This window comes from Roseovarius sp. MBR-78 (genome assembly GCF_040547535.1).
Lineage (GTDB): Bacteria > Pseudomonadota > Alphaproteobacteria > Rhodobacterales > Rhodobacteraceae > Roseovarius.
The window spans coordinates 1-22,343 of sequence record NZ_JBEPPX010000005.1 but is presented as its reverse complement, the minus strand read 5'-3'; the positions used below and the strand labels follow the sequence as shown (position 1 = coordinate 22,343).

19 protein-coding genes and 1 pseudogene are annotated in these 22,343 nt (G+C 65.8%); 17 read left to right on the top strand and 3 right to left on the bottom strand.

The genetic code is table 11. The annotated features are described in order from the left end of the window. Nucleotides 1-4 precede the first annotated feature (4 nt). Nucleotides 5-1,285: a ferredoxin:protochlorophyllide reductase (ATP-dependent) subunit N gene (locus tag ABIE58_RS05220; protein WP_354543637.1), complete on the bottom strand. Its 1,281-nt coding sequence runs from the start codon at nucleotides 1,283-1,285 to the stop codon at nucleotides 5-7. Next, a complete protein-coding gene (gene bchF / locus ABIE58_RS05215; protein ID WP_354543636.1) occupies nucleotides 1,282-1,770 on the bottom strand; it encodes a 2-vinyl bacteriochlorophyllide hydratase in 489 nt (162 codons plus the stop codon). The genes ABIE58_RS05220 and bchF overlap by 4 nt, the downstream gene beginning before the upstream one ends. Before the next feature lie 379 nt (nucleotides 1,771-2,149). On the opposite strand from bchF, the gene ABIE58_RS05210 reads away from it, so the two are divergent. The 11 genes from ABIE58_RS05210 (at nucleotide 2,150) to ABIE58_RS05160 (ending at nucleotide 14,929) form a co-directional block, all read left to right on the top strand. Continuing rightward, the gene (locus ABIE58_RS05210; protein WP_354543635.1) at nucleotides 2,150-3,028 is read left to right on the top strand and encodes a cobalamin B12-binding domain-containing protein; all 879 of its coding nucleotides are present in this window, start codon (nucleotides 2,150-2,152) and stop codon (nucleotides 3,026-3,028) included. A 53-nt stretch (nucleotides 3,029-3,081) separates the two neighbouring features. Beyond that, nucleotides 3,082-4,506, top strand: a complete 1,425-nt coding sequence (gene ppsR / locus ABIE58_RS05205; protein WP_354543634.1) for a transcriptional regulator PpsR — start codon at nucleotides 3,082-3,084, stop codon at nucleotides 4,504-4,506. A 65-nt stretch (nucleotides 4,507-4,571) separates the two neighbouring features. Then, complete coding sequence (gene chlG / locus ABIE58_RS05200) at nucleotides 4,572-5,483, top strand: chlorophyll synthase ChlG (RefSeq protein WP_354543633.1); 912 nt, start codon at nucleotides 4,572-4,574, stop codon at nucleotides 5,481-5,483. Continuing rightward, nucleotides 5,480-6,772 (top strand): BCD family MFS transporter, encoded by a 1,293-nt coding sequence (locus tag ABIE58_RS05195; RefSeq protein ID WP_354543632.1) that lies wholly within the window; start codon nucleotides 5,480-5,482, stop codon nucleotides 6,770-6,772. The genes chlG and ABIE58_RS05195 overlap by 4 nt, the downstream gene beginning before the upstream one ends. Nucleotides 6,773-6,774: 2 nt before the next feature. Beyond that, nucleotides 6,775-7,953, top strand: coding sequence for a geranylgeranyl diphosphate reductase (locus ABIE58_RS05190; RefSeq protein WP_354543809.1), 1,179 nt, complete (start codon nucleotides 6,775-6,777; stop codon nucleotides 7,951-7,953). Beyond that, a complete protein-coding gene (idi, locus tag ABIE58_RS05185; protein WP_354543631.1) occupies nucleotides 7,950-8,495 on the top strand; it encodes an isopentenyl-diphosphate Delta-isomerase in 546 nt (181 codons plus the stop codon). Before ABIE58_RS05190 ends, idi begins: the two co-directional genes overlap by 4 nt. A 66-nt stretch (nucleotides 8,496-8,561) precedes the next feature. Next, complete coding sequence (bchE, locus tag ABIE58_RS05180; RefSeq protein WP_354543630.1) at nucleotides 8,562-10,238, top strand: magnesium-protoporphyrin IX monomethyl ester anaerobic oxidative cyclase; 1,677 nt, start codon at nucleotides 8,562-8,564, stop codon at nucleotides 10,236-10,238. Next, nucleotides 10,235-10,864, top strand: coding sequence for a bacteriochlorophyll 4-vinyl reductase (gene bchJ / locus ABIE58_RS05175; protein WP_354543629.1), 630 nt, complete (start codon nucleotides 10,235-10,237; stop codon nucleotides 10,862-10,864). Before bchE ends, bchJ begins: the two co-directional genes overlap by 4 nt. 31 nt (nucleotides 10,865-10,895) lie before the next feature. After that, complete coding sequence (gene gpmI / locus ABIE58_RS05170) at nucleotides 10,896-12,422, top strand: 2,3-bisphosphoglycerate-independent phosphoglycerate mutase (RefSeq protein WP_354543628.1); 1,527 nt, start codon at nucleotides 10,896-10,898, stop codon at nucleotides 12,420-12,422. Beyond that, nucleotides 12,419-13,585, top strand: a complete 1,167-nt coding sequence (locus ABIE58_RS05165) for a murein hydrolase activator EnvC family protein (RefSeq protein ID WP_354543627.1) — start codon at nucleotides 12,419-12,421, stop codon at nucleotides 13,583-13,585. The genes gpmI and ABIE58_RS05165 overlap by 4 nt, the downstream gene beginning before the upstream one ends. Nucleotides 13,586-13,588: 3 nt before the next feature. Further along, the gene (locus tag ABIE58_RS05160) at nucleotides 13,589-14,929 is read left to right on the top strand and encodes a S41 family peptidase (protein WP_354543626.1); all 1,341 of its coding nucleotides are present in this window, start codon (nucleotides 13,589-13,591) and stop codon (nucleotides 14,927-14,929) included. 445 nt (nucleotides 14,930-15,374) lie between these two features. Here the strand turns inward: ABIE58_RS05160 and ABIE58_RS05155 are convergent, their stop codons facing one another. Further along, nucleotides 15,375-16,748 (bottom strand): cytochrome P450, encoded by a 1,374-nt coding sequence (locus ABIE58_RS05155; RefSeq protein ID WP_354543625.1) that lies wholly within the window; start codon nucleotides 16,746-16,748, stop codon nucleotides 15,375-15,377. Between the two features lie 119 nt (nucleotides 16,749-16,867). Between ABIE58_RS05155 and ABIE58_RS05150 the strand changes: the two genes are divergently transcribed. The 6 genes and pseudogenes from ABIE58_RS05150 (at nucleotide 16,868) to ABIE58_RS05125 (ending at nucleotide 21,577) form a co-directional block, all read left to right on the top strand. After that, nucleotides 16,868-17,608: a hypothetical protein gene (locus tag ABIE58_RS05150; RefSeq protein WP_354543624.1), complete on the top strand. Its 741-nt coding sequence runs from the start codon at nucleotides 16,868-16,870 to the stop codon at nucleotides 17,606-17,608. Nucleotides 17,609-17,704: 96 nt separating this feature from the next. Continuing rightward, nucleotides 17,705-18,493 carry an exodeoxyribonuclease III gene (locus ABIE58_RS05145; protein WP_354543623.1) on the top strand — a complete coding sequence of 263 codons (789 nt, stop codon included), beginning with the start codon at nucleotides 17,705-17,707 and terminating at the stop codon, nucleotides 18,491-18,493. 53 nt (nucleotides 18,494-18,546) lie between these two features. Continuing rightward, complete coding sequence (locus tag ABIE58_RS05140) at nucleotides 18,547-19,470, top strand: tetratricopeptide repeat protein (RefSeq protein WP_354543622.1); 924 nt, start codon at nucleotides 18,547-18,549, stop codon at nucleotides 19,468-19,470. Nucleotides 19,471-19,497: 27 nt separating this feature from the next. Beyond that, entirely contained in the window at nucleotides 19,498-20,145 is a 648-nt protein-coding gene (locus ABIE58_RS05135; protein WP_354543621.1) for an LON peptidase substrate-binding domain-containing protein, read from the top strand. Beyond that, nucleotides 20,142-20,339 (top strand): Trm112 family protein, encoded by a 198-nt coding sequence (locus tag ABIE58_RS05130; RefSeq protein ID WP_354543620.1) that lies wholly within the window; start codon nucleotides 20,142-20,144, stop codon nucleotides 20,337-20,339. Before ABIE58_RS05135 ends, ABIE58_RS05130 begins: the two co-directional genes overlap by 4 nt. 424 nt (nucleotides 20,340-20,763) lie before the next feature. Beyond that, nucleotides 20,764-21,577 (top strand): annotated as a pseudogene (locus tag ABIE58_RS05125) (IS5 family transposase). Nucleotides 21,578-22,343 lie beyond the last annotated feature (766 nt).

Sequence of the window (22,343 nt, the reverse complement as noted above, 5' to 3'; positions counted from 1 at the left end):
GCGGTCATTCGGCGGCCTCGCGGTTCAGCAGCGCGCGGCGGTTGAGGGGCCGGGCGAAAAGCGCGGCGAGATCGCCCGCCTGTTCGTAGAAATGCACCGGGGTGAAGACCAGTTCGATCGCCCATTTGGTGGTGAGCCCTTCGGCCTCGAGCGGGTTTGCGAGGCCAAGGCCGCAAACGGTGAGGTCGGGGCGGGCGGCGCGGCAGCGGTCAAGCTGGCGCTCGACATGCTGGCCCTCGGCGAGGGTGGGGCCGTCTTCGAGCTGCGTGAGATCGGGGCCGACCAGCGCTTTGTGGATATAGGGCGCGCCCACCTCGATGGCGGTCATGCCGCATTCGCGGGTGAGAAAGCGCGCGAGCGGGATTTCCATCTGGCTGTCGGGGAAGAAAAACACCGAGCGGTCCTTGAGCGGGGCGCTGGCGCGGGCGATGGCCTGTCTTGCGCGCGCACGGGGCGCGGCGGTGACGGCGTCAAAGGTCTCGGGCGAGACGCCGAAGTCCTGCGCGATGGCCCAGAGCCAGGCGGTGGTGCCCTCTTCCCCAAAGGGAAAGGGGGCGGCGATATGCTGTGCGCCGCGCCGGGTGAGCGCGCCGTGGGTCGCGCCGAGAAAGGGCTGGGTGAGCGCGAAGCGCGTGTTGGGGCCGATGGCCAGCGTGTCGCCCGCGTGGCGCGTGGGCAGCACATGCACCGGGCCGATGCCCATCTGCGCCAGCAGGCCAAGCGCCTGATCCTCGACCACATCGGGGAGCGCGCCGACCATGACCAGCGCGCGGGCGTCGGTTTCGGGCAGGTCCGGCACCATGGCGGCAAGGCAGGCATCCTCGCCCTCGGTGAAGGTGGTCTCGATGCCCGACCCGGAATAGCTCAGCACGCGCACCGAAGGCCCGTGGCGCGCCGAGAGCCGCTCGGAGGCGCGCGCGAGATCGAGCTTTATCACCTCCGACGGGCAGGAGCCGACAAGGAACAGCCGCCGGATATCGGGGCGGCGCGCCAGCAGGCGGGCCACTTCGCGCTCCAGCTCTTCCTGTGCGTCGGCGAGGCCCGCGAGATCGGTTTCCTCGAGAATCGCTGTGCCGAATCGCGGCTCGGCAAAGATCATCACGCCCGCCGCCGATTGCAGCAGATGCGCGCAGGTGCGCGAGCCGACGACGAGAAAGAACGCATCCGGCATCTTGCGGTGCAGCCAGATGATTCCCGTCAGCCCGCAGAACACCTCGTGCTGGCCGCGTTCGCGCAGCACCGGCGCGTCAAGGCAGCCGGTGGCGGGGAGGGGGGCCGCGCTCATGCCGTCACCCCCGCCTGAAGCCGGGCCGCGCGCAGCTTGAGCAGGAATTGCCCGGCATTGACGACATAGGCGGTATAGGCGGCCAGCGCGATGCCCATCTCCTGCGCCGGGGCGAGGGCACCGCTCAGCAGCGCCCAGACATAGGCGCTGTGCAGCGCGATCACGGCAAAGCTGAACACGTCCTCCCAGAAGAAGGCAGGCGCGAACAGGTATTGGCCGAACACGACCTTTTCCCAGATCGCGCCGGTGACCATGATGAGGTAGAGAAAGCCGGTCTTGACGAGGATCGACAGCGTCGCCGCGTCGTAGCCCGCGCCGGTCAGCAGAAAGCGGATCACGAGGGCGAGCGAGACCAGGAATACGAGGAATTGCGCCGGCGCGAGCAGCCCCTGAACCAGCGTCCAGCGGGTGGCGTCACGGCGCGCGCGCTGCTCTGCGGTATAGAGCGCCGTTTGGTGCGATTTGCGGGCCGTGCCACGCGTCATTTCCCGCCCTCTCGTTTCGGGGTGCATTGCAGGAATGCTAGGGGGCAGGGGGGTAAACTGTCAACTATAATTTACACATTGCCGATTTGAATTCTGTCTCTGTTTCCTGACAATCTCGGGGTCGTGATGATCGCCATTCTAAGGCAGGCATCCGTGATTCCCCTTGTTTTCAAGTGCTCCAGGGGTGGCGATGATTTCGTATTCCATCATCAAACCAGCGTCTTGGAGGAAGAGTTCCCAAGAATATGTCAGTTTGTATTGACAGCTTGATGTTGGAAGCGCACAGTTTAACTACCCGAGCACACCGGGCATTCTCCCGGCAGCCGGCGCAAAGACCGGTTTCTGATCGAACCAATACCTGCTTTGACGGGAGGGTGTCATGAAGCGCCAGTCAACCTCGGATCAGTCGTCCCCAGGCCAATCAGTGGGCCAATCAACGGGCCAGCCCGAGTCGGACCCGCCGATGCAGGGTAGCGGAGAGATGATGGGGGACGCGCCGCGCGGTGCCGCGATCCGGTTTCTGGTGGAATCGGCGTTGCGCAAGGTCGCCTCGGATTACGGGGATCGCAGCCCCAAGGACCGCGATGCCTGGATAGACCGGCTGTGTGCGGCGCTGACATCCGATTCGGAAACCAGCCATCAAAGTGTGATCGGGGCGCTGATCGCCAATGGTGTGTCGTCGGAACAGGTTTACCAGGACTACGTGCCCGCGGCAGCGCGACGGCTGGGCGAGATGTGGATTTCGGACCGCGCGAGTTTTGTCGATGTGACGCTTGGCGCGGCGCGGCTTCAAGCGCTGTTTCGCGCGGCGGGGGACGCGAGCGGCGCAAGTATGCTGGGCCGCAGCATCCCGCTGGGGCAGGAAATCCTGATGGTGATCCCGTCCTTCGAGCAGCATTCGCTCGGGGCCTTTGTCGCGGCGGACACGTTTCGCCGTCACGGCGTCTGGGTCCGCATGGCCATCGGCATGGAGGCGGCGGAATTGGCGCAATTGCTCCGCGAGGGGCGGTTTGCGGCGGTGGGGCTGTCGCTCTCGACGCGGAAATCGGTTGAAAGCGCCGGTGAATTGATAGAATACCTGAGAAACAAACTGGGATCGCTGCCGCCCGTGTTGGTGGGCGGCAGGTGTGTGGCCGAAAACGATGATGTGCTGGCCCTTTGCGGTGCCGATCTGGCCGTGCAATCGGTGAGGGAAGCGATCGAGCGGTGCGGCTTGGCGACGGTGACGGAGCGTCTGACGATGCGAGAGAACACCTGAGACGCGGCGCAACGCGCGCCGGGCCGGGATGGATGTAGGAGCGTGACGAGGCCGTGAGCAGGCAAGAGCAGACATCCCAAAGGCTTCGGGCCGGTCGACTGCCGGAGATTGCCGATGTTCCCGGCCTCGTGGAGCAGGTCGCCGATATGGCCGTTCTGCTGAGCGCGGATGGTATCGTCGAGGGTATTTCCACCAATCCCGAAAGCCCCGCGCTTGGCTGTCTCGATCACTGGGTCGGGCGGCTCTTCAGCGATTTCCTGACCGACGAGAGCCGCTCGAAATTCACCGCACGGCTCGCGATGATGCGCGACGCGCCCGAAACCGATCCGCGCCCGGTAGAGATCAACCACGTCGACAATGCCAATTGGGAGGCACCGGTGCGCTATTCGCTGCACCGGGTGGGCGAGAGCGGGGTGATCCTGCTGATCGGGCGCGACATGCAGCCCTTTGCCGATGTGCAGCAACGCCTGCTGAGCGAGCAGGTGGCGCGCGAGCGCGACGCGCAGGCGCTGCGCGGGGCAGAGACGCTCTATCGCGTGGTGCTCGAGGCGTCCGAGACGCCGCTTGTGCTCATCGAGCCCGAGCAGGGCAGCATCCGCGACCTCAACAGCGCCGCAGCACAGCTTTTGGGGAGCAAGGTGGACACGCTGCGCGGCACGAGTTTCGCGCAGGTCTTCGAGGGGCGCAAACGCGGCGAATTCGCCGAGGCGCTGAAATCTGCCGCCACGGCGGACGGGGCGGGCGGCCTTGACGTGGTGGCGCGGCGCAACGGGCGGGTGTTGCAGATTGTGCCGAGTTATTTTCGCGCGGCGGGCGAGTTGTGCCTGATGGCGCGCGTGGTCGCGATGGACGAGAGCGACGGCGCTGGCCCCGAATTCACCAATGCGCTGGCCATGCTTTATGCCGAGACCGGCGATGCCATCGTGCTGACCGATGCCAAGGGCCTGATCCGCGATGCGAACGAGGCGTTCCTGGAAATGGTGGACGCGCCGCAGCTTCGCACGCTCAAGGGCGAATCGCTGGCCGATTGTCTGGTGCGGGGGGCTGTCGATCTCAAGCTGATGATCGAGGGAAGCGCGCGGCGCGGGCGGGTGCGGCGCTATGCGGCGCAGGTCAAGAGCGTGGTGGGCACGCGTTCGGCGGTCGAGATATCGGCGACGCGGCTGCGGCTTGGCGGCACCGAGATCGGCTATGGATTCGTGTTCCGCGATGTGGCGCTGCGCGAGGCAGGCGAGGCGGCGGGCGATGCCGTTGCCGTCGATGACGAAGCGATGAAGAGCGTGATGGATCTGGTCGGCACCGCCTCGCTCAAGGAGCTGGTTTCGGCCACCTCGGATGTGGTGGAGAAGCTGTGCATCGAGACGGCCGTGCGCCTGACCTCCAACAACCGCGTCGCCGCCGCCGAAATGCTGGGCCTGTCGCGGCAGAGCCTTTACGTGAAGCTGCGCAAATACGGGTTGCTCAACAGTTCCGATTGAGCGGCGGCGCGGGCGACGCGAGAAAAGCCTTTCCGCGACTCGAAATGTATAGTTTAATTGACACCATGAGTGTCATTGAAAACTTACACCCCTCCCGCCGCTATCCCGAACCGCGCGCGCTTCTGACGCTGCTGAAGCCGGTGACGTGGTTTCCCCCCATCTGGGCCTATCTCTGCGGTGTTGTGTCCTCGGGCGTGCCCATCGGCTCTGCCCCGTGGCTCGTGCTCTTGGGCATGGTGCTGGCAGGGCCGGTGGTCTGCGGGATGAGCCAGGCGGCGAATGACTGGTGTGACCGGCATGTGGACGCGATCAACGAGCCGGACCGCCCGATCCCCTCGGGCCGTGTGCCGGGGCGGTGGGGGCTTTGGGTGGCGCTGGCGATGAGTGTTCTGGCGCTGGGCATGGGCGCGGCGCTGGGGCCTTGGGGCTTTGGCGCGACCGTCTTCGGCGTGCTGGCCGCCTGGGCCTATTCGGCAGAGCCGGTGCGGCTCAAGCGCTCGGGCGTCTGGGGGCCGGGGCTTGTGGGGCTCTGCTACGAGGGCTTGCCGTGGTTCACCGGGGCCGCCGTGCTGGCCGCAGGCGCGCCCGCGTGGGAGGTGGTCACGGTGGCGGCCCTATATGCCATTGGCGCGCATGGTATCATGACGCTCAACGATTTCAAGGCGCTGGAGGGCGACCGGGTGATGGGGGTCAATTCCCTTCCGGTGACGTTGGGGCCTGAGCGCGCCGCGCGGGTGGCCTGCGTGGTCATGGTGGTGCCGCAGCTTCTGGTGATCGCGGTTCTCATTGCGCTGGGGCAGGTCTGGCACGCCGGGGCGATTGCCGCGCTTGTCGTCGCGCAGGGGCTGGCGATGCGCGTGCTTCTGTCCGATCCCAAGGGCCGCGCGCCGTGGTATAATGGCACCGGCGTGATGGCCTATGTCAGCGGCATGATGGTGGCCGCCTTTGCGCTGCGCGGGATTGGAGGGATCGGATGAACCTGAGTTGGGTGCAGATCGTGCGCATGGGGCTGGTGCAGTTGTGCCTGGGCTCCGTGGTGGTCCTGACGACTTCGACGCTCAACCGGCTGATGGTGGTGGAACTGGCGCTGCCGGCGGTATTGCCGGGGCTGCTGGTCGGGCTGCATTACGGGATTCAAATCACCCGGCCCAATTGGGGGTTCCTGTCGGACACAAGCGGGCACCGCACGCGCTGGATCATCGGCGGCATGGCGGTGCTGGGCGGCGGCGCGTGGCTGGCAGCACTGGGCGTGGTGTGGATGGCGACGAGTTTCGCGCCCGGTTTGGCGCTGTCGGTGCTGGCCTATGCGCTGATCGGGCTGGGGGCGGGGGCCTCGGGCACCTCGTTGCTGGCATTGTTGGCAAGCGCCTGCGCGCCACGGCGGCGCGCGGCGGCGGCGACGATCACATGGCTGATGATGATCGCGGGCATTGCGGTGATGGCAACGACGGTCGGACATTTCCTTGATCCCTACACGCCTGCGCGCCTGCTGGAGATCGTCGGTATCGTCGGGCTTGGCGCGGTCGCGGTCACATCGCTGGCCATTGCCGGGATCGAGCGGCGCACGGGGGCCGCGCCTGCGCCCGAGGCGCGACCGATGCGGTTTCGTGAGGGGCTGGCGGAGGTCTGGGCGGAACCCGCCGCACGCAATTTCACCATTTTCGTGTTCCTGTCGATGACCGCCTATTTCATGCAGGAACTGATCCTTGAGCCTTATGCGGGGCTGGTTTTCGGCATGACGCCCGGCGAATCGACGCAGCTTTCGGGGGCGCAGAATGGGGGCGTTTTCCTCGGCATGTTGATCGTCGGCATCGCCGCGACGGGGCTGCGGCTTGGCTCGTTGAAGCACTGGGTCGTGGCGGGATGCCTTGGCTCGGCGGTGGCGCTGTCGGTGATTGCCTTTCTCGGCGCGGCGGGGCTGGCGGCGGCGCTGGTGCCTGCGGTGGTGGCGCTGGGGCTATTCAACGGCATGTTCGCGGTCGCGGCCATCGGCGCGATGATGGCGCTGGCGGGGCAGGGGCGCGCGGCGCGCGAGGGCACGCGGATGGGCCTTTGGGGCGCGGCGCAGGCCATCGCGGCGGGGTTCGGCGGGCTGACGGGGGCGGCGGCGGCAGATGTGATGCGCGCGGCGCTTGGCAATGACGCCGCAGGTTTCGGCACGGTGTTCTACGCCGAGGCGGGGCTATTCGTGCTGGCGGCGCTTCTGGCGCTGCGGGTGATAGATCATGGGCACGCGCGCGGCGCGGTGCCAGTGCCGGGAGAATGAGCATGTATGATGTGGTGGTGGTGGGCGGCGGGCCTTCGGGGGCCATAGCGGCCGAGGATCTGGCGCGGTCGGGGCACAAGGTGGCGCTCCTGGATCGGTCGGGGCGGATCAAGCCTTGCGGCGGGGCGATCCCGCCGCGCCTGATCGCCGATTTCGACATCCCCGAGGATCAGCTTGTGGCGAAGATCACCACGGCGCGGATGATCTCGCCGACGGGGCGGCATGTGGATATTCCCATCGAGAACGGCTTTGTCGGGATGGTGGATCGCGAGGGGTTCGACGAATTCCTGCGCGCGCGTGCGGCGAGCGCGGGGGCCGAGCGGCTGACCGGCACATGGCTGCGGATCGAGCGGGACGAGTCGGGCACGGCGGTGATCTGGCGCGACAAGGCCAGCGGCGAGGAGCGCCGCGCGCTGACGCGGCTTGTGATCGGCGCGGACGGCGCGCGCTCGGGTGTCGCGCGGGCCGAGGTGCCGGGGGGCGACCGGATTCCTTATGTGATTGCCTATCATGAGATTATTGAGGCACCGGCTGCGGTCGGGGCCTATGATCCGGCGCGCTGCGACGTGATCTATGACGGGCGGATTTCGCCGGATTTCTACGGCTGGGTGTTCCCGCACGGGAAATCGGCCAGCGTCGGCATGGGCTCGATGGTCAAGGGGGTGGACCTCAAGCAGGCCACCGCCGATCTGCGCGCGGCCTCTGGCCTGAGCGATTGCCCGACGATCCGGCGCGAAGGTGCGCCGATCCCCCTCAAACCGCTCGACCGCTGGGACAATGGGCGCGACGTGGTGCTGGCGGGCGATGCGGCGGGGGTGGTGGCACCCTCCTCGGGCGAGGGCATCTATTACGCCATGGTCGGCGGCCGCGTGGCGGCGACGGCGGCGAGCGCCTGCCTTGCCTCGGGGCGCGTGCGCGATCTGCGCCTCGCGCGCAGCCTTTTCATGCGCGAGCACAAGACCGTGTTCCGGGTGCTGGCCTCGATGCAGAATGCGTATTACAGATCGGACGAGCGGCGCGAGCGGTTTGTCTCGCTCTGCCATGACATCGACGTGCAGCGGCTGACATTCGAGGCCTATATGAACAAGAAGCTGGTGCGTGCGCGGCCCATGGCGCATGTGAAGATCGGGTTGAAGAACCTTGCCCACCTGACGCGGCTGGTGCCTGCGGGCTATACATGAGCGAGATGATTCCAACATGGCTCGGCGGTGATCTGGTGGCCGTCGAAAAGCTCGAGGCGCATCGGCGCGGGCTGCGGCACAAGGCGGTGTCGGTCTTCGTGCTCCATGGCGAGGAGGTGCTCATTCAGCGCCGCGCGCTGGGGAAATATCACACGCCGGGCCTCTGGGCGAATACGTGCTGCACCCATCCGCGCTGGGGTGAGGACGGTGCGGCGTGCGCGCGCCGCAGGCTCGGCGAGGAGCTGGGCATCACCGGGCTCACGCTCGTGCCGCGCGGGCAGGTGGAATATCGCGCCGATGTCGGCGGCGGCCTGATCGAGCACGAGGTGGTGGAGGTGTTCGTGGCGCAGGTTGCGCGGCGCATCAAGACCCGCCCCAACCCCGACGAGGTGATGGCCGTGGACTGGGTGAGCCGTGACGCGCTGATGCTGCGGATCGCCAACACTCCCGCTGCCTATACGCCCTGGCTGCGCATTTATTTGCAAAACCACGCCGCGCAAATCTTTGCCGGGGTGGAAAAACTGCCGGAGTTTCCGGCCTGACTTGATCCATGTCAATTTTTTGAAGCTCTCAAGATGTCAGCTTAAGTTGACAGATTGGAGGCGCTCATGCGACTGGTTCTCATACATCCGAATTATCACTCTGGCGGGGCAGAGATTGCCGGCAACTGGCCGCCTGCATGGGTCGCCTATCTTGTCGGGCCGCTCAAGGCCGCCGGATATGACGACATCCACTTCATCGACGCGATGACGCATAATGTCGAGGAGGACGAGCTGCGCGCCCGCATTACCGCGCTGCAACCCGATATCGTTGGCTGCACCGCGATCACGCCCTCGATCTACCACGCCGAGCGGGTGCTGGAGATCGCGCGCGAAGTGGTGCCGGAGGCGGTGACGGTGCTGGGCGGCGTCCATGCCACGTTCATGTATCGGCAGGTCCTGTCGGAGGCCCCGCATATCGACGTGATCGTGCGCGGCGAGGGTGAGCAGGTCTTTCTCGATCTGGTGCGCGCCATCGTCGATGGGCGCTGGCAGAGCGACCGCAAACGGATCAAGGGCATCGCCTACACGCAGGGGGGCGAGATCATCGCCACCGCCGCCGCGCCGACGATTGCCGATCTTGATACGATCACGCCCGACTGGTCGATCCTCGACTGGGAGAAATACATCTATATTCCGCTGAATACGCGGCTCGCGATCCCGAGCCTTGCGCGCGGCTGTCCGTTCACCTGTTCGTTTTGCAGCCAGTGGAAATTCTGGCGCGATTACCGCGTGCGCGACCCGCAAAAGGTGGTGGACGAGATCGAGGACCTTGTGAACAACCACGGGGTCGGCTTTTTCATCCTCGCCGATGAGGAGCCCACGATCAACAAGCGCAAATTCACCGAGTTCTGCGAGGAATTGATCCGGCGCGGCCTGCCGGATCGCGTGAAATGGGGCATCAACACCCGCGTCACCGATATTCAGCGCGACAAGGACATGCTGCCGCTCTGGCGCGAGGCGGGGCTGGTGCATGTCAGCCTCGGGACGGAAGCCGCGGCGCAGATGAAGCTTGATCTCTTCAACAAGGAGACACGCGTCGAGGAGAACAAGGAGGCCATCCGCCTGCTGCGCGAGGCCGATATCTTCACCGAGGCGCAGTTCATCGTGGGGCTGGATAACGAGACGGTGGAGACGCTGGAGGAGACCTATCGTTTCGCCCGCGACTGGAACCCGGATCTGGCCAACTGGACGATGTATACGCCCTGGCCGTTCACGCCGCTGTTCCAGGAATTGCGCGACAAGGTCGAGGTGTTCGACTTCGAGAAATACAATTTCGTCACCCCGATCATGAAGCCCGCGGCGATGGACCGCGCCACGCTTCTGGACCGGGTGATGCATAATTACCGCCGCTTCTACATGAACAAGGCGCTGTTTCACTACCCGTGGCGGGGCCGGGGCTTCCGGCGGAAATACCTGCTGGGCTGTCTCAAGGCGTTTGCCAAGGCGGGGTTTGCGCGGACCTTCTACGATCTGGGCAAGGTCGGCTATTGGGGGCCGCAATCCAAGGGTCAGGTGGATTTCCATTTCGACGAGACGCGCGGCATCGCCGATGCGCAGATGGCCGATTGGGACGCGCTGGCCGATCGCAAGCGCCGCGCGCAGGAGCGCAAGGCCAGCGTGCGCGAGCAAATTCGGGCGAAGAAGGCGGATCTGGCCTCCGTGCAGGCCGGGGTGCGCGCCTGTGGCGGGGGCGATGAGGGCGGCGAGCGGCCCTTCGTGCTGCCGGGCACGGCGGCGGAATGACCACCGGCGGGACTGGCGCTGCGGTCGTCGGCCCGAACACGATCCTTCAGCTTGCGCTCGCGCTGGAGGCGCAGGGGGGGCGGGCGCTGGCGCGGCAGGTTTTCGAGGCGGCGGAGCTTGGCGCGTTGCTCGATGCGCCGCCCGGCGCGATGGTGCCGGAACGCCAGGCCGCAGCGGTGATGCGGGCGGTGCATGCCTCGCTGCCGCCCGCGACGGCGGCCCGCGTCTCTCACGAGGCGGGGCGGCGGACCGGCGATTATATCCTGCGCCACCGCATCCCGCTGCCTGCGCGGGTGGTGCTGCGGCTGCTGCCTGCGCGGCTGGCGGCGCGGCTGTTGCTGCGGGCGATCTTGGCCCATGCCTGGACATTCGCCGGATCGGGCCGGGTAGAACTGCGCGCGGGCGAGCCTGCGCGGCTGATGATCCACGACAACCCTCTGTCGGTGGCGGGCAGTGGCTGGCATCGCGCGGTGCTGGAGACGCTGTTCCGGGGCCTTGTGGACCCGCGCGCGCAGGTGGTGCAGACCGCGTGCTGTGCGACTGGCGCGGGGGCCTGCATCTTCGAGATCGTGCCCCGGCCCAGAGCCCGTGGCGCAAGGGTTGCGGGGCCGCATCCATCGGCCTAAAACGCACGGGCAGTATCACGCCGGAGACACCATGCCCGCCCCTGTGCCCGCCCCTGTAATCTTGTGCATTCTCGATGGCTGGGGGGTGAGTGACCGGCCTGAGGCCAACGCCCCGCATCTTGCCGCGACGCCCAACATGGACCGGCTGATGGCCACCTGCCCCAATGCCACGTTGATCACGCATGGCCCCGATGTCGGCCTGCCGCGTGGGCAGATGGGCAATTCCGAGGTGGGCCATACCAATATCGGCGCGGGGCGCGTGGTGGCGATGGACCTGGGCCAGATTGATCTGGCGGTTGAGGATGGCAGTTTTGCCGGGAATGCTGCGCTGGGCCGGTTCATAGAGCGGCTGAAGGGCACGGGCGGCACCGCGCATCTACTGGGGCTGGTGTCGGACGGGGGGGTGCACGGGCATATCACCCATATTGCCGCCGCCGCGCGGGCGATTGCCGGGGCGGGCGTGCCGGTGGTGCTTCATGCGATGACCGACGGGCGCGACGTGGCCCCGAAATCGGCGCGCACCCATCTGGCGGCCTTGCAGGAGATGCTGCCCGAAGGCGCGCGCATTGCCACCGTCACCGGGCGCTATTTCGCGATGGACCGCGACAACCGCTGGGACCGGGTGCAGGAAGCCTATGACGCGATCACCGCCGCGAAAGGCCTGCGCGCGACGGACGCGCGCATGGCGGTGACCAATGCCTATGCGCGCTCGGAGACCGACGAATTCATCACCGCCACGGTGATCGGCGATTATGCGGGCGTGGCGGCGGGGGACGGCCTTTTCTGCCTGAATTTCCGCGCCGACCGCGCGCGAGAGATATTGCAGGCGCTGGCCGATCCCGGTTTCAGTGCTTTCACGCGCGCGGTGGTGCCCGACTGGGCGGCGCGCCTTGGCCTTGTGGAATATTCCGAGGCGCATAACGCCTGGTTCGACACGGTGTTTCCGCCCCGCGTGATCGTCAACACGCTGGCCGAATGGGTGAGCCGCGCTGGCCTGCGGCAATTCCACATCGCCGAGACCGAGAAATACCCCCATGTCACGTTTTTCCTCAACGGCGGGCGCGAAGACCCCGAGCGCGGCGAGGATCGATACATGGCGCCCTCGCCCAAGGTAGCGACCTATGACTTGCAACCCGAGATGTCGGCGGCGGAGGTGACCGATCACCTCGTGGAGGCCATCGCCGAGCGCTATGACCTGATCGTGGTCAACTATGCCAACCCCGACATGGTCGGCCATACCGGCGATCTGAGGGCGGCGATGGCGGCCTGTGCGGCGGTGGATGCCGGGCTTGGCCGCGTGCTGGAGGCGCTCGAGGCGGCGGGCGGGGCGATGATCGTGACGGCGGATCATGGCAATTGCGAGGTGATGGTCGATCCCGAGAGCGGCGGGCCGCATACCGCGCACACGCTCAACCCGGTGCCGGTGATCCTTGTGGGCGGGCCTGAGGGGGCGCGGCTGCGGATGGGCGGACGGCTTGCCGATCTGGCACCGACGTTGCTGGAGTTGATGGGGCTGGAGGTCCCGCCCGAGATGACCGGCCAGAGCCTGCTGGCATGAGGATATGGGCGGCCTGTCTCGCGCTTGTGCTGCTGGCGGTATCGGCCCCGGCATTCGCGCAGGGCACCGACCCGTCATCGGATGCGCGCGCGGCGGCGGCAGAGCTTGACGAGGCGGCGGCGGCGCTCGCGGAGGCAGAGGGCGCGCGCAACCGCGTGAAGGCGCTGACCGGGGTGATCCGCGCCTATGAGCGCGGCCTCGAGGCGATGCGCGAGGGGATGCGCCGCGCGGCGCTGCGCGAAGAGGTGCTGGCGGCGCAATTGCGCACCCGCGAGGACGAGATCGCGCAGCTTCTGGGGGTGTTGCAGGTGATGGGCCACGCGCCGGTGCCGGTGCTGATGCTGCACCCGTCGGGGCCGGTAGGCACGGCACGCGCAGGCATGATCCTGTCGGAGGTGGCCCCCGCGCTTGACGCGCGCGCGCTCGATCTGCGGGCCAAGGTGCAGGATATCGCGGTGCTGCGCGCGCTTCAGCAAAGTGCGGCGTCGACGCTGGAGGAGGGCTTGCGCGGCGTGCAGGAGGCGCGCGTGCGCCTGAGCCAGGCCATCGCCGCGCGCGGCGACCTGCCGCGCCGCTTTACCGAGGATCCGATCCAGACCGCGCTGCTCATCGCCTCGGCGGAGACGCTCGAGGGCTTTGCCAGCGGTCTGAGCAATATCGCCGTCGGCGAGGTCGCGGGCAGCCTGCCTGATATCGGGCCGCGCAAGGGCAGCCTGCCCTTGCCCGTCGAGGGGGTGATCCTGCACCGCGCGGGCGAGGCCGATGCCGCCGGGATCACCCGCCCCGGCATCGTTCTGGCCGCCCGCCCACGCGCGCTCGTCACCACGCCGGTGCCTGCGACATTGCGCTATCGTGGCCCCTTGCTCGACTACGGAAATGTGATCATTCTGGAACCGCAGGCCGGGATTCTGATGGTATTCGCCGGGCTTGATACCGTCTATGGTCGCATCGGAGAGGTGCTGCCCGGCGGCAGCCCCGTCGGCCTGATGGGCGGGGCCGGGGATGGGCGCGACCTGCTGGCCGCGGCCGAGACAGGCTCCGGGGACGGGGCAGGCGGCAATGACAGGGGTGCCGGACGGGAGCAGACGCTCTATATCGAGGTGCGGAAAGATAATTCACCGGTGGACCCGCTTGCGTGGTTCGCGACCGACAAGGAAGGTTGAGACATGAAGAAAATCCTGATGGCCACGGCGCTGGGGCTGCTCTCGGGGGCGGTGGTGACGACGCAGGTCGCGGCCCCGCTTCTTGCGCAGGAAAACGATGGATCGTCCAGCGTCTACGAGCAGCTTGATCTTTTCGGCGACATCTTCGAGCGGGTGCGCGCGCAATATGTCGAGGATGTGGACACGAAAAAGCTGATCGAGTCGGCGATCAACGGGATGCTGACCTCGCTCGACCCGCATTCGAGCTATCTCTCGCCCGATGATGCCGAGAACATGCAGGTGCAGACGCGCGGCGAGTTTGGGGGCCTCGGCATCGAGGTCACGCAGGAGGACGGGTTCGTCAAGGTGGTCTCGCCCATGGATGGCACCCCCGCCGATCAGGCCGGGATCGAGGCGGGCGATTTCATCACCCATGTCGATGGCGAGAGCGTGCTTGGCCTGACCCTCAACGAGGCGGTGGACCTGATGCGCGGCCCGGTGGGCAGCGAGATCGTCATCACCGTGGTGCGTGAGGGCACGGCAGAGCCGTTCGACGTGTCGATCATCCGCGACACCATCAAGCTTACGGCGGTGCGCGCGCGCACCGAGCGCGATGCCGTTGTGCTGCGCGTTACCACCTTCAACGACCAGACCTATGCCAATCTCGAATCGGGCCTTGCCGAGCAGATCGAGGCGCTGGGCGGTATGGACAAGGTGAGCGGGGTCGTGCTTGATTTGCGCAACAATCCCGGCGGGCTTTTGACGCAGGCGATCAAGGTGTCGGATGCGTTCCTCGACAAGGGCGAGATCGTGAGCACGCGGGGCCGCGAAGTGGCCGATGGCGAGCGGTTCAACGCCACGCCCGGCGATCTGGCAGGCGGCAAGCCTATCGTCGTGCTGATCAATGGCGGGTCTGCCTCGGCCTCGGAAATCGTGGCGGGCGCGTTGCAGGATCATCGCCGCGCGATCGTTGTCGGCACCAAGAGCTTTGGCAAGGGATCGGTGCAGACGGTGATGCCGCTGCGCGGTGGCGGGGCGATGCGGCTCACGACCTCGCGGTATTTCACGCCCTCGGGCCGGTCGATTCAGGCGCTGGGTGTCAGCCCCGATATCGTGGTTGCCCAGCCGCGCCGCACGGCAGAGGCCGAGGGTGAAGAGGCGCAGCGCGAGCGCCCGACGCGATCCGAGGCGCAATTGCGCGGACGGCTCAACAATGACAGCCTGACCGAGGACGAGCTAAAGCAGATCGAGGAAGAGCGCGAACGCGCCGAGGAGATCGCCCGCCTGCGCGAGGAGGATTACCAGCTCGCCTATGCCGTCGATATCCTGCGCGGCCTGTCGGTGATGGGCAACGCGGCGAAGTGATCTGAGGCGTAAATCCAGCCCGATCCCCCCGTCCGCGTTGCGGGCGGGGGCGATTTCATGAAACGGTCTACATAGTGTCATGCGGGTGGTTGGCGGCTGACGAAACGTGCCCATGGCTGCAAGGGGGACGTTATTGGCCTTGAGCCGCCACTTGCGGTTTACCCCCGCGCGGAATCAAGGCGTGCTTGCACGCCGCCGCGCGAGCGCCCGCCCGGACGGGCGGGCGCTTTTGCCACGTCGAACTTCTTACGATCGTTCAAGTATTTGGCAGGCATAAACTGCCACGCGCAACCGTTGAAGCGCCCACTCGCGGTCGGGCACTCACGCGGCTTATCGCATCATATCGAATGGCAGCAACAGATCCCTCGCATCGCCTCCCGCCCCACATTGCTCCGGAGGGCGCGGCCTTGCAGTGCCACCGGACGCGCGCCACGCAGCGGTTCCCTCACACCGGCTCGGCCATGAGCCAGACGCCGCCCTGTGGGCGTAGCGTGAGGATCATCACCGGATCGGGCGCGCGCCCCGGCACCAGCGTGAAACGGAACCGCGCCAGGAGCGTCGCGAGCACGATCACCGCCTCTTGCAAGGCAAAGCTTGCGCCGATGCAGATGCGTGGCCCGTCGCCGAAGGGCAGGTAGGCATAGCGCGGCACCGCCTTGCGATCAGCGAAACGGTCGGGGCGAAAGCTGTCGGGCGCGTCCCACAGCATATGATGGCGGTGCAGCGCGTAGATCGGGATGATGACGGTATCGCCCGCGCGGATTTCGCGCCCGCAGAGCGTATCGGCCTCAAGCGCCGTGCGCGAGACCATCCCGGCGGGCGGGTAGAGGCGCAGCGCCTCGTCGATGATCTGCCGGATGAGGGGCAGGCGTGCCACGTCCGCGCCGGTGGCCGCGCCGCCCGAGATCACCGCCTGCGCCTCGGCGCGGGCGCGGTCCTGCACGCCTTGGTCATGGGCGCAGAGATAGAGCGACCAGCCAAGCGCGAGCGCGGTGGTCTCGTGGCCCGCGACGATGAAGGTCAGGAGGTTGTCGCGCAACTCTGCCGTGTTCATGCGGCGCTTGGTTTCGGGGTCTTCGCCGTCGAGCAAGAGATCGAGCAGGTCGGGCACGCCATCCGGCCCGCGCGCGCGCCGCGCCTCAACCGCCGTGTCGGCCACGCGCTTCATCTCCGAGACCGCGCCGCCCGCCATGAGCCGCCCCGGACGCGGCACCCAATCGGGCAGGCCGAGGATGTCGAAAAGCGAGATGCGCCCGGCCTCGGCGATATAGGCGTCGATGCCGCGATGCACGCCGTCGGCGTCGAACATGCCATCGCCGGAAAAGGTCACATCGGCGATCACGTCGAATGTGGTGCGCACCATGTCGGCGGCCATATCGACAGCGCGCGGGCCTGCGGTCTCGATGCGTTCGGCGCTGCGGCGGGCGGCCGCCGTCATCACCGGCGCGAGGTTCATCACGTTGCGATGCGAGAAGACGGGCGCTGCCGCGCGCCGCTGCCAGCGCCAATGCGCCCCCTCGGCGATAAAGAGCGAGTCGCCGATGGCGGGGCGCAACAGGTTCTTGGTGACCAGAGATTTGGGGTAATTGTCGAGGTTTTCCAGCAGCATCCGGCGGATTGCGTCGGGGTCCATCACCATGTGCCAGCGTTTGCCGGTGCGCCCCGAAACCATCGGCTGGCGGGTGGCGATCTCGGGGATGATCGACAGCACGTTGGCGCGCGCCGCGCGCAACGAGCCGAGCACGCCCAATGGCTCTGTCACCAACGGCACGCGCGCGGGCGGCGGTGTGGGCGGCGGGGCGGTGTCGGTGTCTGTCATGGCGGTGCCTCCGGGCGTGTGGATCTGATATAGAGCCGGGCGGCGCGGGCGGCAAATCGTTGCGCCGGGGGGCGCGCTGCGCTATGGCTGCGCGAGTTTATCATAGCCGGAGGCCGCTAATGCGCCGTTTCATGGTCCTGTTCGGCCTTTTGGTCGCGACCGCCTGCACCAATGCCAACGATCTGGACGAAGAGCCCACCTATCTGGGCAATTTCCGGCTTGGGCATAACGTGGTGGTGGCCCCCAACCTGACCAAGGGGCCGGCCTCGCGCGCGGCGACCAAGGAAGAGTGGATCGGCGCGATGACCGAAGCGATGACCGCGCGGTTCACCCGTTACAAGGGCGACAAGCTTTATCATCTGGGGGTGAGCGTCGAGGGCTATGTTCTGGCCATACCGGGCGTGCCGGTGGTGGCGTCGCCGAAATCGGCGCTGATCCTGAACGTGACGGTGTGGGATGACGCGGCGGGCAAGAAGCTCAACGACGAGCCGGAACTTGTCACCGTGGTCGAGACCATCTCGCCCAGGACGGTGATCGGGTCGGGGCTGACGCAGAGCAAGGAGGTGCAGATGGAGCATCTCAGCCGCAACGCCGCCAAGCTCATCGAGACATGGCTCAACCGGCAGAACGACAACCTTGGCTGGTTCGAGGATGACGGGCGCCCCGCCAAGGAAAAGATCGGCCTGTTTTCGGGGCGGCCCGTGGACGAGGCGGCAAAGGCAGCGGGGACCGAGGCCGAGGCCACGGAGGCGGCGGAGGCCGTGGACGAGGCGGCAGAGGCCGTAATGCCCCCCGAAGCAGAGGCGGGGGAGGCCGCGACGCCCGCGAAGACCGTGCGCGAGGAGATCGTGCCGGAGTGAGGCCCCGCCCGCCCTACTCGCGCGCCCTGATTTCTGCTTGCCCTCGGCCCCGGTCTGGGGTCACTTGCGCCGCAAAAGCGACCTGTGGGAGAGACCATGCCCTTCACCCTTGCCACCTGGAACATCAATTCGGTGCGCCTGCGCGCGGACCTTGTAGCCCGGCTCTTGCGCGAGGAGGGGCCGGATATCCTGTGCCTTCAGGAATGCAAAAGCCCGGTCGAGAAAATCCCCGCCGAGATATTCGCGGGCCTTGGCTATCTCCACATGGTCGCGCGCGGCGAGAAGGGCTATAACGGCGTGGCGATCCTGTCGCGGCTGCCCATCGAGGAGGCGGGCGCGCTCGATCTGGCGGGGCTGGGCCATGCGCGCCACATCGCCGGGCGGCTGGAAAACGGTGTCACCATCCACAATTTCTATGTGCCTGCGGGCGGCGATGTGCCCGACCGCGAGGTGAACGTGAAATTCGGCCAAAAGCTCGATTACCTCACCGATATGCGCGATTTTTTCCGCGACAGCCGACCGGAGAAATCCATCCTCGTGGGCGATCTCAACATCGCCCCGCGCGAGGATGACGTGTGGTCGCACAAGCAGCTTTTGAAGATCGTGAGCCACACGCCGGTGGAGGTCGATCACCTTGGTGGCGTGATGGAGGCGGGCGGCTGGTGTGACGTGACCCGCGCGGATATCCCCGAGGGCCAGCTTTATAGCTGGTGGAGCTACCGCGCGCGCGACTGGGACGAGGCCGACAAGGGCCGCCGTCTCGATCATGTCTGGGCGAGCGGCGATATCGCTGCGGCGGGGCATGGGAGCCGCATTTTGCGGGCGGCGCGCGGCTGGGACAAGCCAAGCGATCATGCGCCGGTTTTCGCGACATTTGATCTTTGACAGCGGTGAATGCGCCCTCATATACGGGGCGTTCGGATAGAGGGAGCTTCGACATGCTGGAACTTGGCAAAAAGGCGAACGGGCCTGCGGCGGGCGATCTTGTCCGCGACGTGACCGAGGCCGATTTCATGGCCGAGGTGATCGAGGCCAGCCAGAGCGTGCCGGTGATCGTCGATTTCTGGGCGGGGTGGTGTGGGCCGTGCAAGCAGCTTGGCCCCATGCTCGAGGCGGCGGTGGCGCGGGCCAAGGGCGCGGTGCGCATGGCCAAGGTGGATGTGGACCGCAATCAGGCCATTGCCGCGCAACTGCGCATCCAGTCGCTGCCCACGGTCTATGCGTTCTGGCAGGGCCAGCCGATTGACGGCTTTCAGGGCGCGCTGCCGCAATCGGAGGTCGATGCCTTTGTTGCCCGCGTGATCGAGGCGGCGGGCGGCGCGGGCGGCGAGGATGACGGGCTTGAGGCCGCGCTGGATGCCGCCGACGAGATGCTGGAGCAGGGCGCGCTGGCGGATGCGATGCAAACCTTTGCGGCAATCGTGCAGGAGGATGGCACAAGCGCGCGCGCCTTTGCCGGGATGGCGCGGGTGCAGGTGGCGGCGGGTGATCTCGATCAGGCCGAAGCGATCCTCAACGGTGCCCCCGCCGAGATCGCAGACCGGCCCGAGATCGAGGCGGTGCACGCGCAGATCGCGCTTGCGCGGCAGGCGCAGGATGCGGGCCCCGTGGCCGATCTGCGCGCCGCTGTGGAGGCCGATCCCGAGGATCATCAGGCGCGCTTCGATCTTGCGACCGCGCTTTATGCCTCTGGCGAGGTGGAGGCGGCGGTGGATCAGTTGCTTGATCTGTTCCGCCGCGACCGCGAGTGGAACGACGGCGCGGCCAAGGCGCAGCTTTTCACCATCTTCGAGGCCTTGAAGCCCAATGATCCGATATTGCTCAACGGGCGGCGCAGGCTCAGCTCGATGATATTTGCCTGAGGCGGCCAGCGGGCTAGACTACCGTTTATGGAACAATGTTTTGACCTGCCGGAGATCATCCCGGTTTTCCCTCTGCCCGGTGCGCTGCTCTTGCCGCGCGCGCGGCTTCCGCTGCATCTGTTCGAACCGCGATACCTCGCGATGCTTGATGATGCGCTCAAGACGCGCGAGCGGCTGATCGGCATGATCCAGCCCAACCGCGTGCCGGGCCGCGAGGGCGGCACCGGGCTGCACCGGATCGGATGCGTGGGGCGTGTCACGCAGTTCTCGGAGACCGAGGACGGGCGCTACATGATCACCCTCACCGGGCTGTCGCGGTTTCGTCTGCTGGAAGAGGTCGAGGGTTTTACCCCGTATCGGCGGGCGCGGGTGTGCTGGCAGAGTTTCGGGCGCGACATGGGCCCGGTCGAGAGCGATCCCGGCTTTGACCGGGCGGGGTTCATGAACCTGCTGTCGCGCTATTTCAGCGCCCGCGCGCTCGAGACCGACTGGGAGTCGCTGGGGCAGGCGGAGGACGAATTGCTGGTGAATTCGCTGTCGATGATGCTGGGATTCGAGCCGGAGGAGAAACAGGCGCTGCTCGAGGCGCCATCGCTCGGCACCCGGCGCGAGACGCTGGTGACGCTTCTGGAATACGCCCTGCGCGGCGGCAATAACGAGGATATCGTGCAATGACCGACGACCAAGAGGCCCCCGCGCCCGCCTTTGATCGCCGGATGCTGGAGGCGCTGGTTTGCCCGCAGACGCAAGGGCGGCTCGACTATGACGCCGACCGCCAAGAGCTTGTGAGCAAGGCCGCCGGGCTGGCGTTTCCGATCCGGTCGGGGATTCCGGTCATGCTCATCGACGAGGCGCGCGCGCTCGACTGACGCGGCGGCGGTTTTCCGGCCCGTGGATGCTTGACGCCCGAGGCGAAAGCCAATAACACCCTGGTCACGATAGGGGTATAGCTCAGCTGGTAGAGCGACGGTCTCCAAAGCCCTAAATTTATTTCATAATATCAAAAGCCTGGATTTTTTTGTTATCACTTTTTATGTGTGTCAGGCTGGCAAAATGATAACCGTTCTTTCGAGAATGTTTGTCTTATCTTCTCGCTTTTTGCATCGGGAAATTTCGTTCATAGCGGGTTCTGGATTTTTCCCTCTGACCAACCCTTTTCCCGCTGAACATGGAAGAGGCGGGTCTCTTATCAGGCTTCTTTGCCAACGCCTGACACGTCGGGAACAATGTAGCCACGTTTTGGCTCAGTGTGATGATTAGGCAGCACACCCATTAATTCTTGTTTAGAGGCATATGTTTATGATTCATTTCGTCCAAACAACGGGCGGGAGGATGCAAGTGGCGCGATCAGACATGAGCGATCTGGAATGGGAATTCATCAAAGCTGTCTTGCCTAACAAAACGCGCGGCAAGAAGCGGGTGGATGACCGCCGCGTGATCAATGGCATTTTCTACGTCCTGCGCACCGGCATCCCTTGGGCCGATCTGCCCAGCGAATATGGCCCACCGACAACGGTCTATAATCGCTTCAACCGATGGAGCTATGCGGGCCACTGGGACCGGATCATGGACGCCATCGCCGACGCGCATAACGTGGACATGGTCATGGTGGACGGCACGAGCATCCGGGCGCATCATTCCGCCACGACTCTCAAAAAAAGACCCGCGCCGCTGTTTAGGTCGCTCACGGGGCGGATTAGGCACGAAAATACATGCACTTACCAATCAGGATGGGCTGCCGATCCGATATGAATTGACACCCGGCCAAGCTCATGACGCGCCGCCGTGCAAGACGCTACTGGACAATTTGCAACCTGGTCAACATGTGCTCGCGGACAAAGCATATGACGCAGACTGGATCAGAGATTTGATCTGGGAACAGGGCGCTATCGACGTGATCCCTCCCAAGGCCAACCGCAAACTGCCCGCCGAATTTGATGCTGAAATCTACCGAGAACGCAACAAAATCGAGCGCTTCTTTGGTAGGCTGAAAGTCTCGTTCCGCCGTATCGCAACCCGATACGAGAAGACGTCACGCAATTTCCTGTCGATGATCAAATTGGCATCGGTCAGGCTGTGGATCGAGTTTTATGAGTCGGCTGCCTAGAGACATACAGACCATGCGCGTTTTCCCAAATTGACAGGAACCGCTTCCGGGAAATTCCCGGTCAAAGCCATTGCAAAGACCTCTGCATAACGGGGATTCCCGCCCGCTACCTGCGCTGGTATAGTTTGCCGGTGGCAATTTGAGGCGGCTGATGGACCTTTTCTTGCGTGAAGCGTCGGGGCGGATTAATCCTGATGATGTGCTCTCGAAGATCGACGCACTGAGGTGTAAATCGGCATGCGAAAGTGACCCACCTGGTTGGGTTATGATCATCCAAAAATGACCCACCTGCCACGTTATCATCCGTGCGTCATGCACGGAGGAAGAGCAGGTGTTGGTGATGGAAACTGCAATGAAGGTTCGTGGCTGGATTTTGCGTGATGGCCGCGGCATACGGGCCGTGGCGCGCGAGACGGGCCTGTCGAGACCCACGATCAAGAAGTATCTGAAGGACGACGCGCCGCCGCAGTACCGACGGTCTCGTGAGCGCGCGGGTCTCAAACTGAGTGCGGAATTCGAGGAGCGTCTTCGAGAGCTTTTCAAACACGATCTGCAGCTTCGCCGCCGTGAGCGTCGCACCGCGAAGAAGCTTTATGAGGCGCTTGTCGCGGAAGGCTACACGGGGTCCCTATTCGCCGGTTCAGCGCTTTGTTCGAGAGCTCAAGCAGACTACGGGAACCGGCACGGGCGACGCGTTCATTCCCCTGCATTTCGCGGCGGGCGATGCGCTCCAGTTCGATTGGAGCGAGGAATACGTCATGCTGGG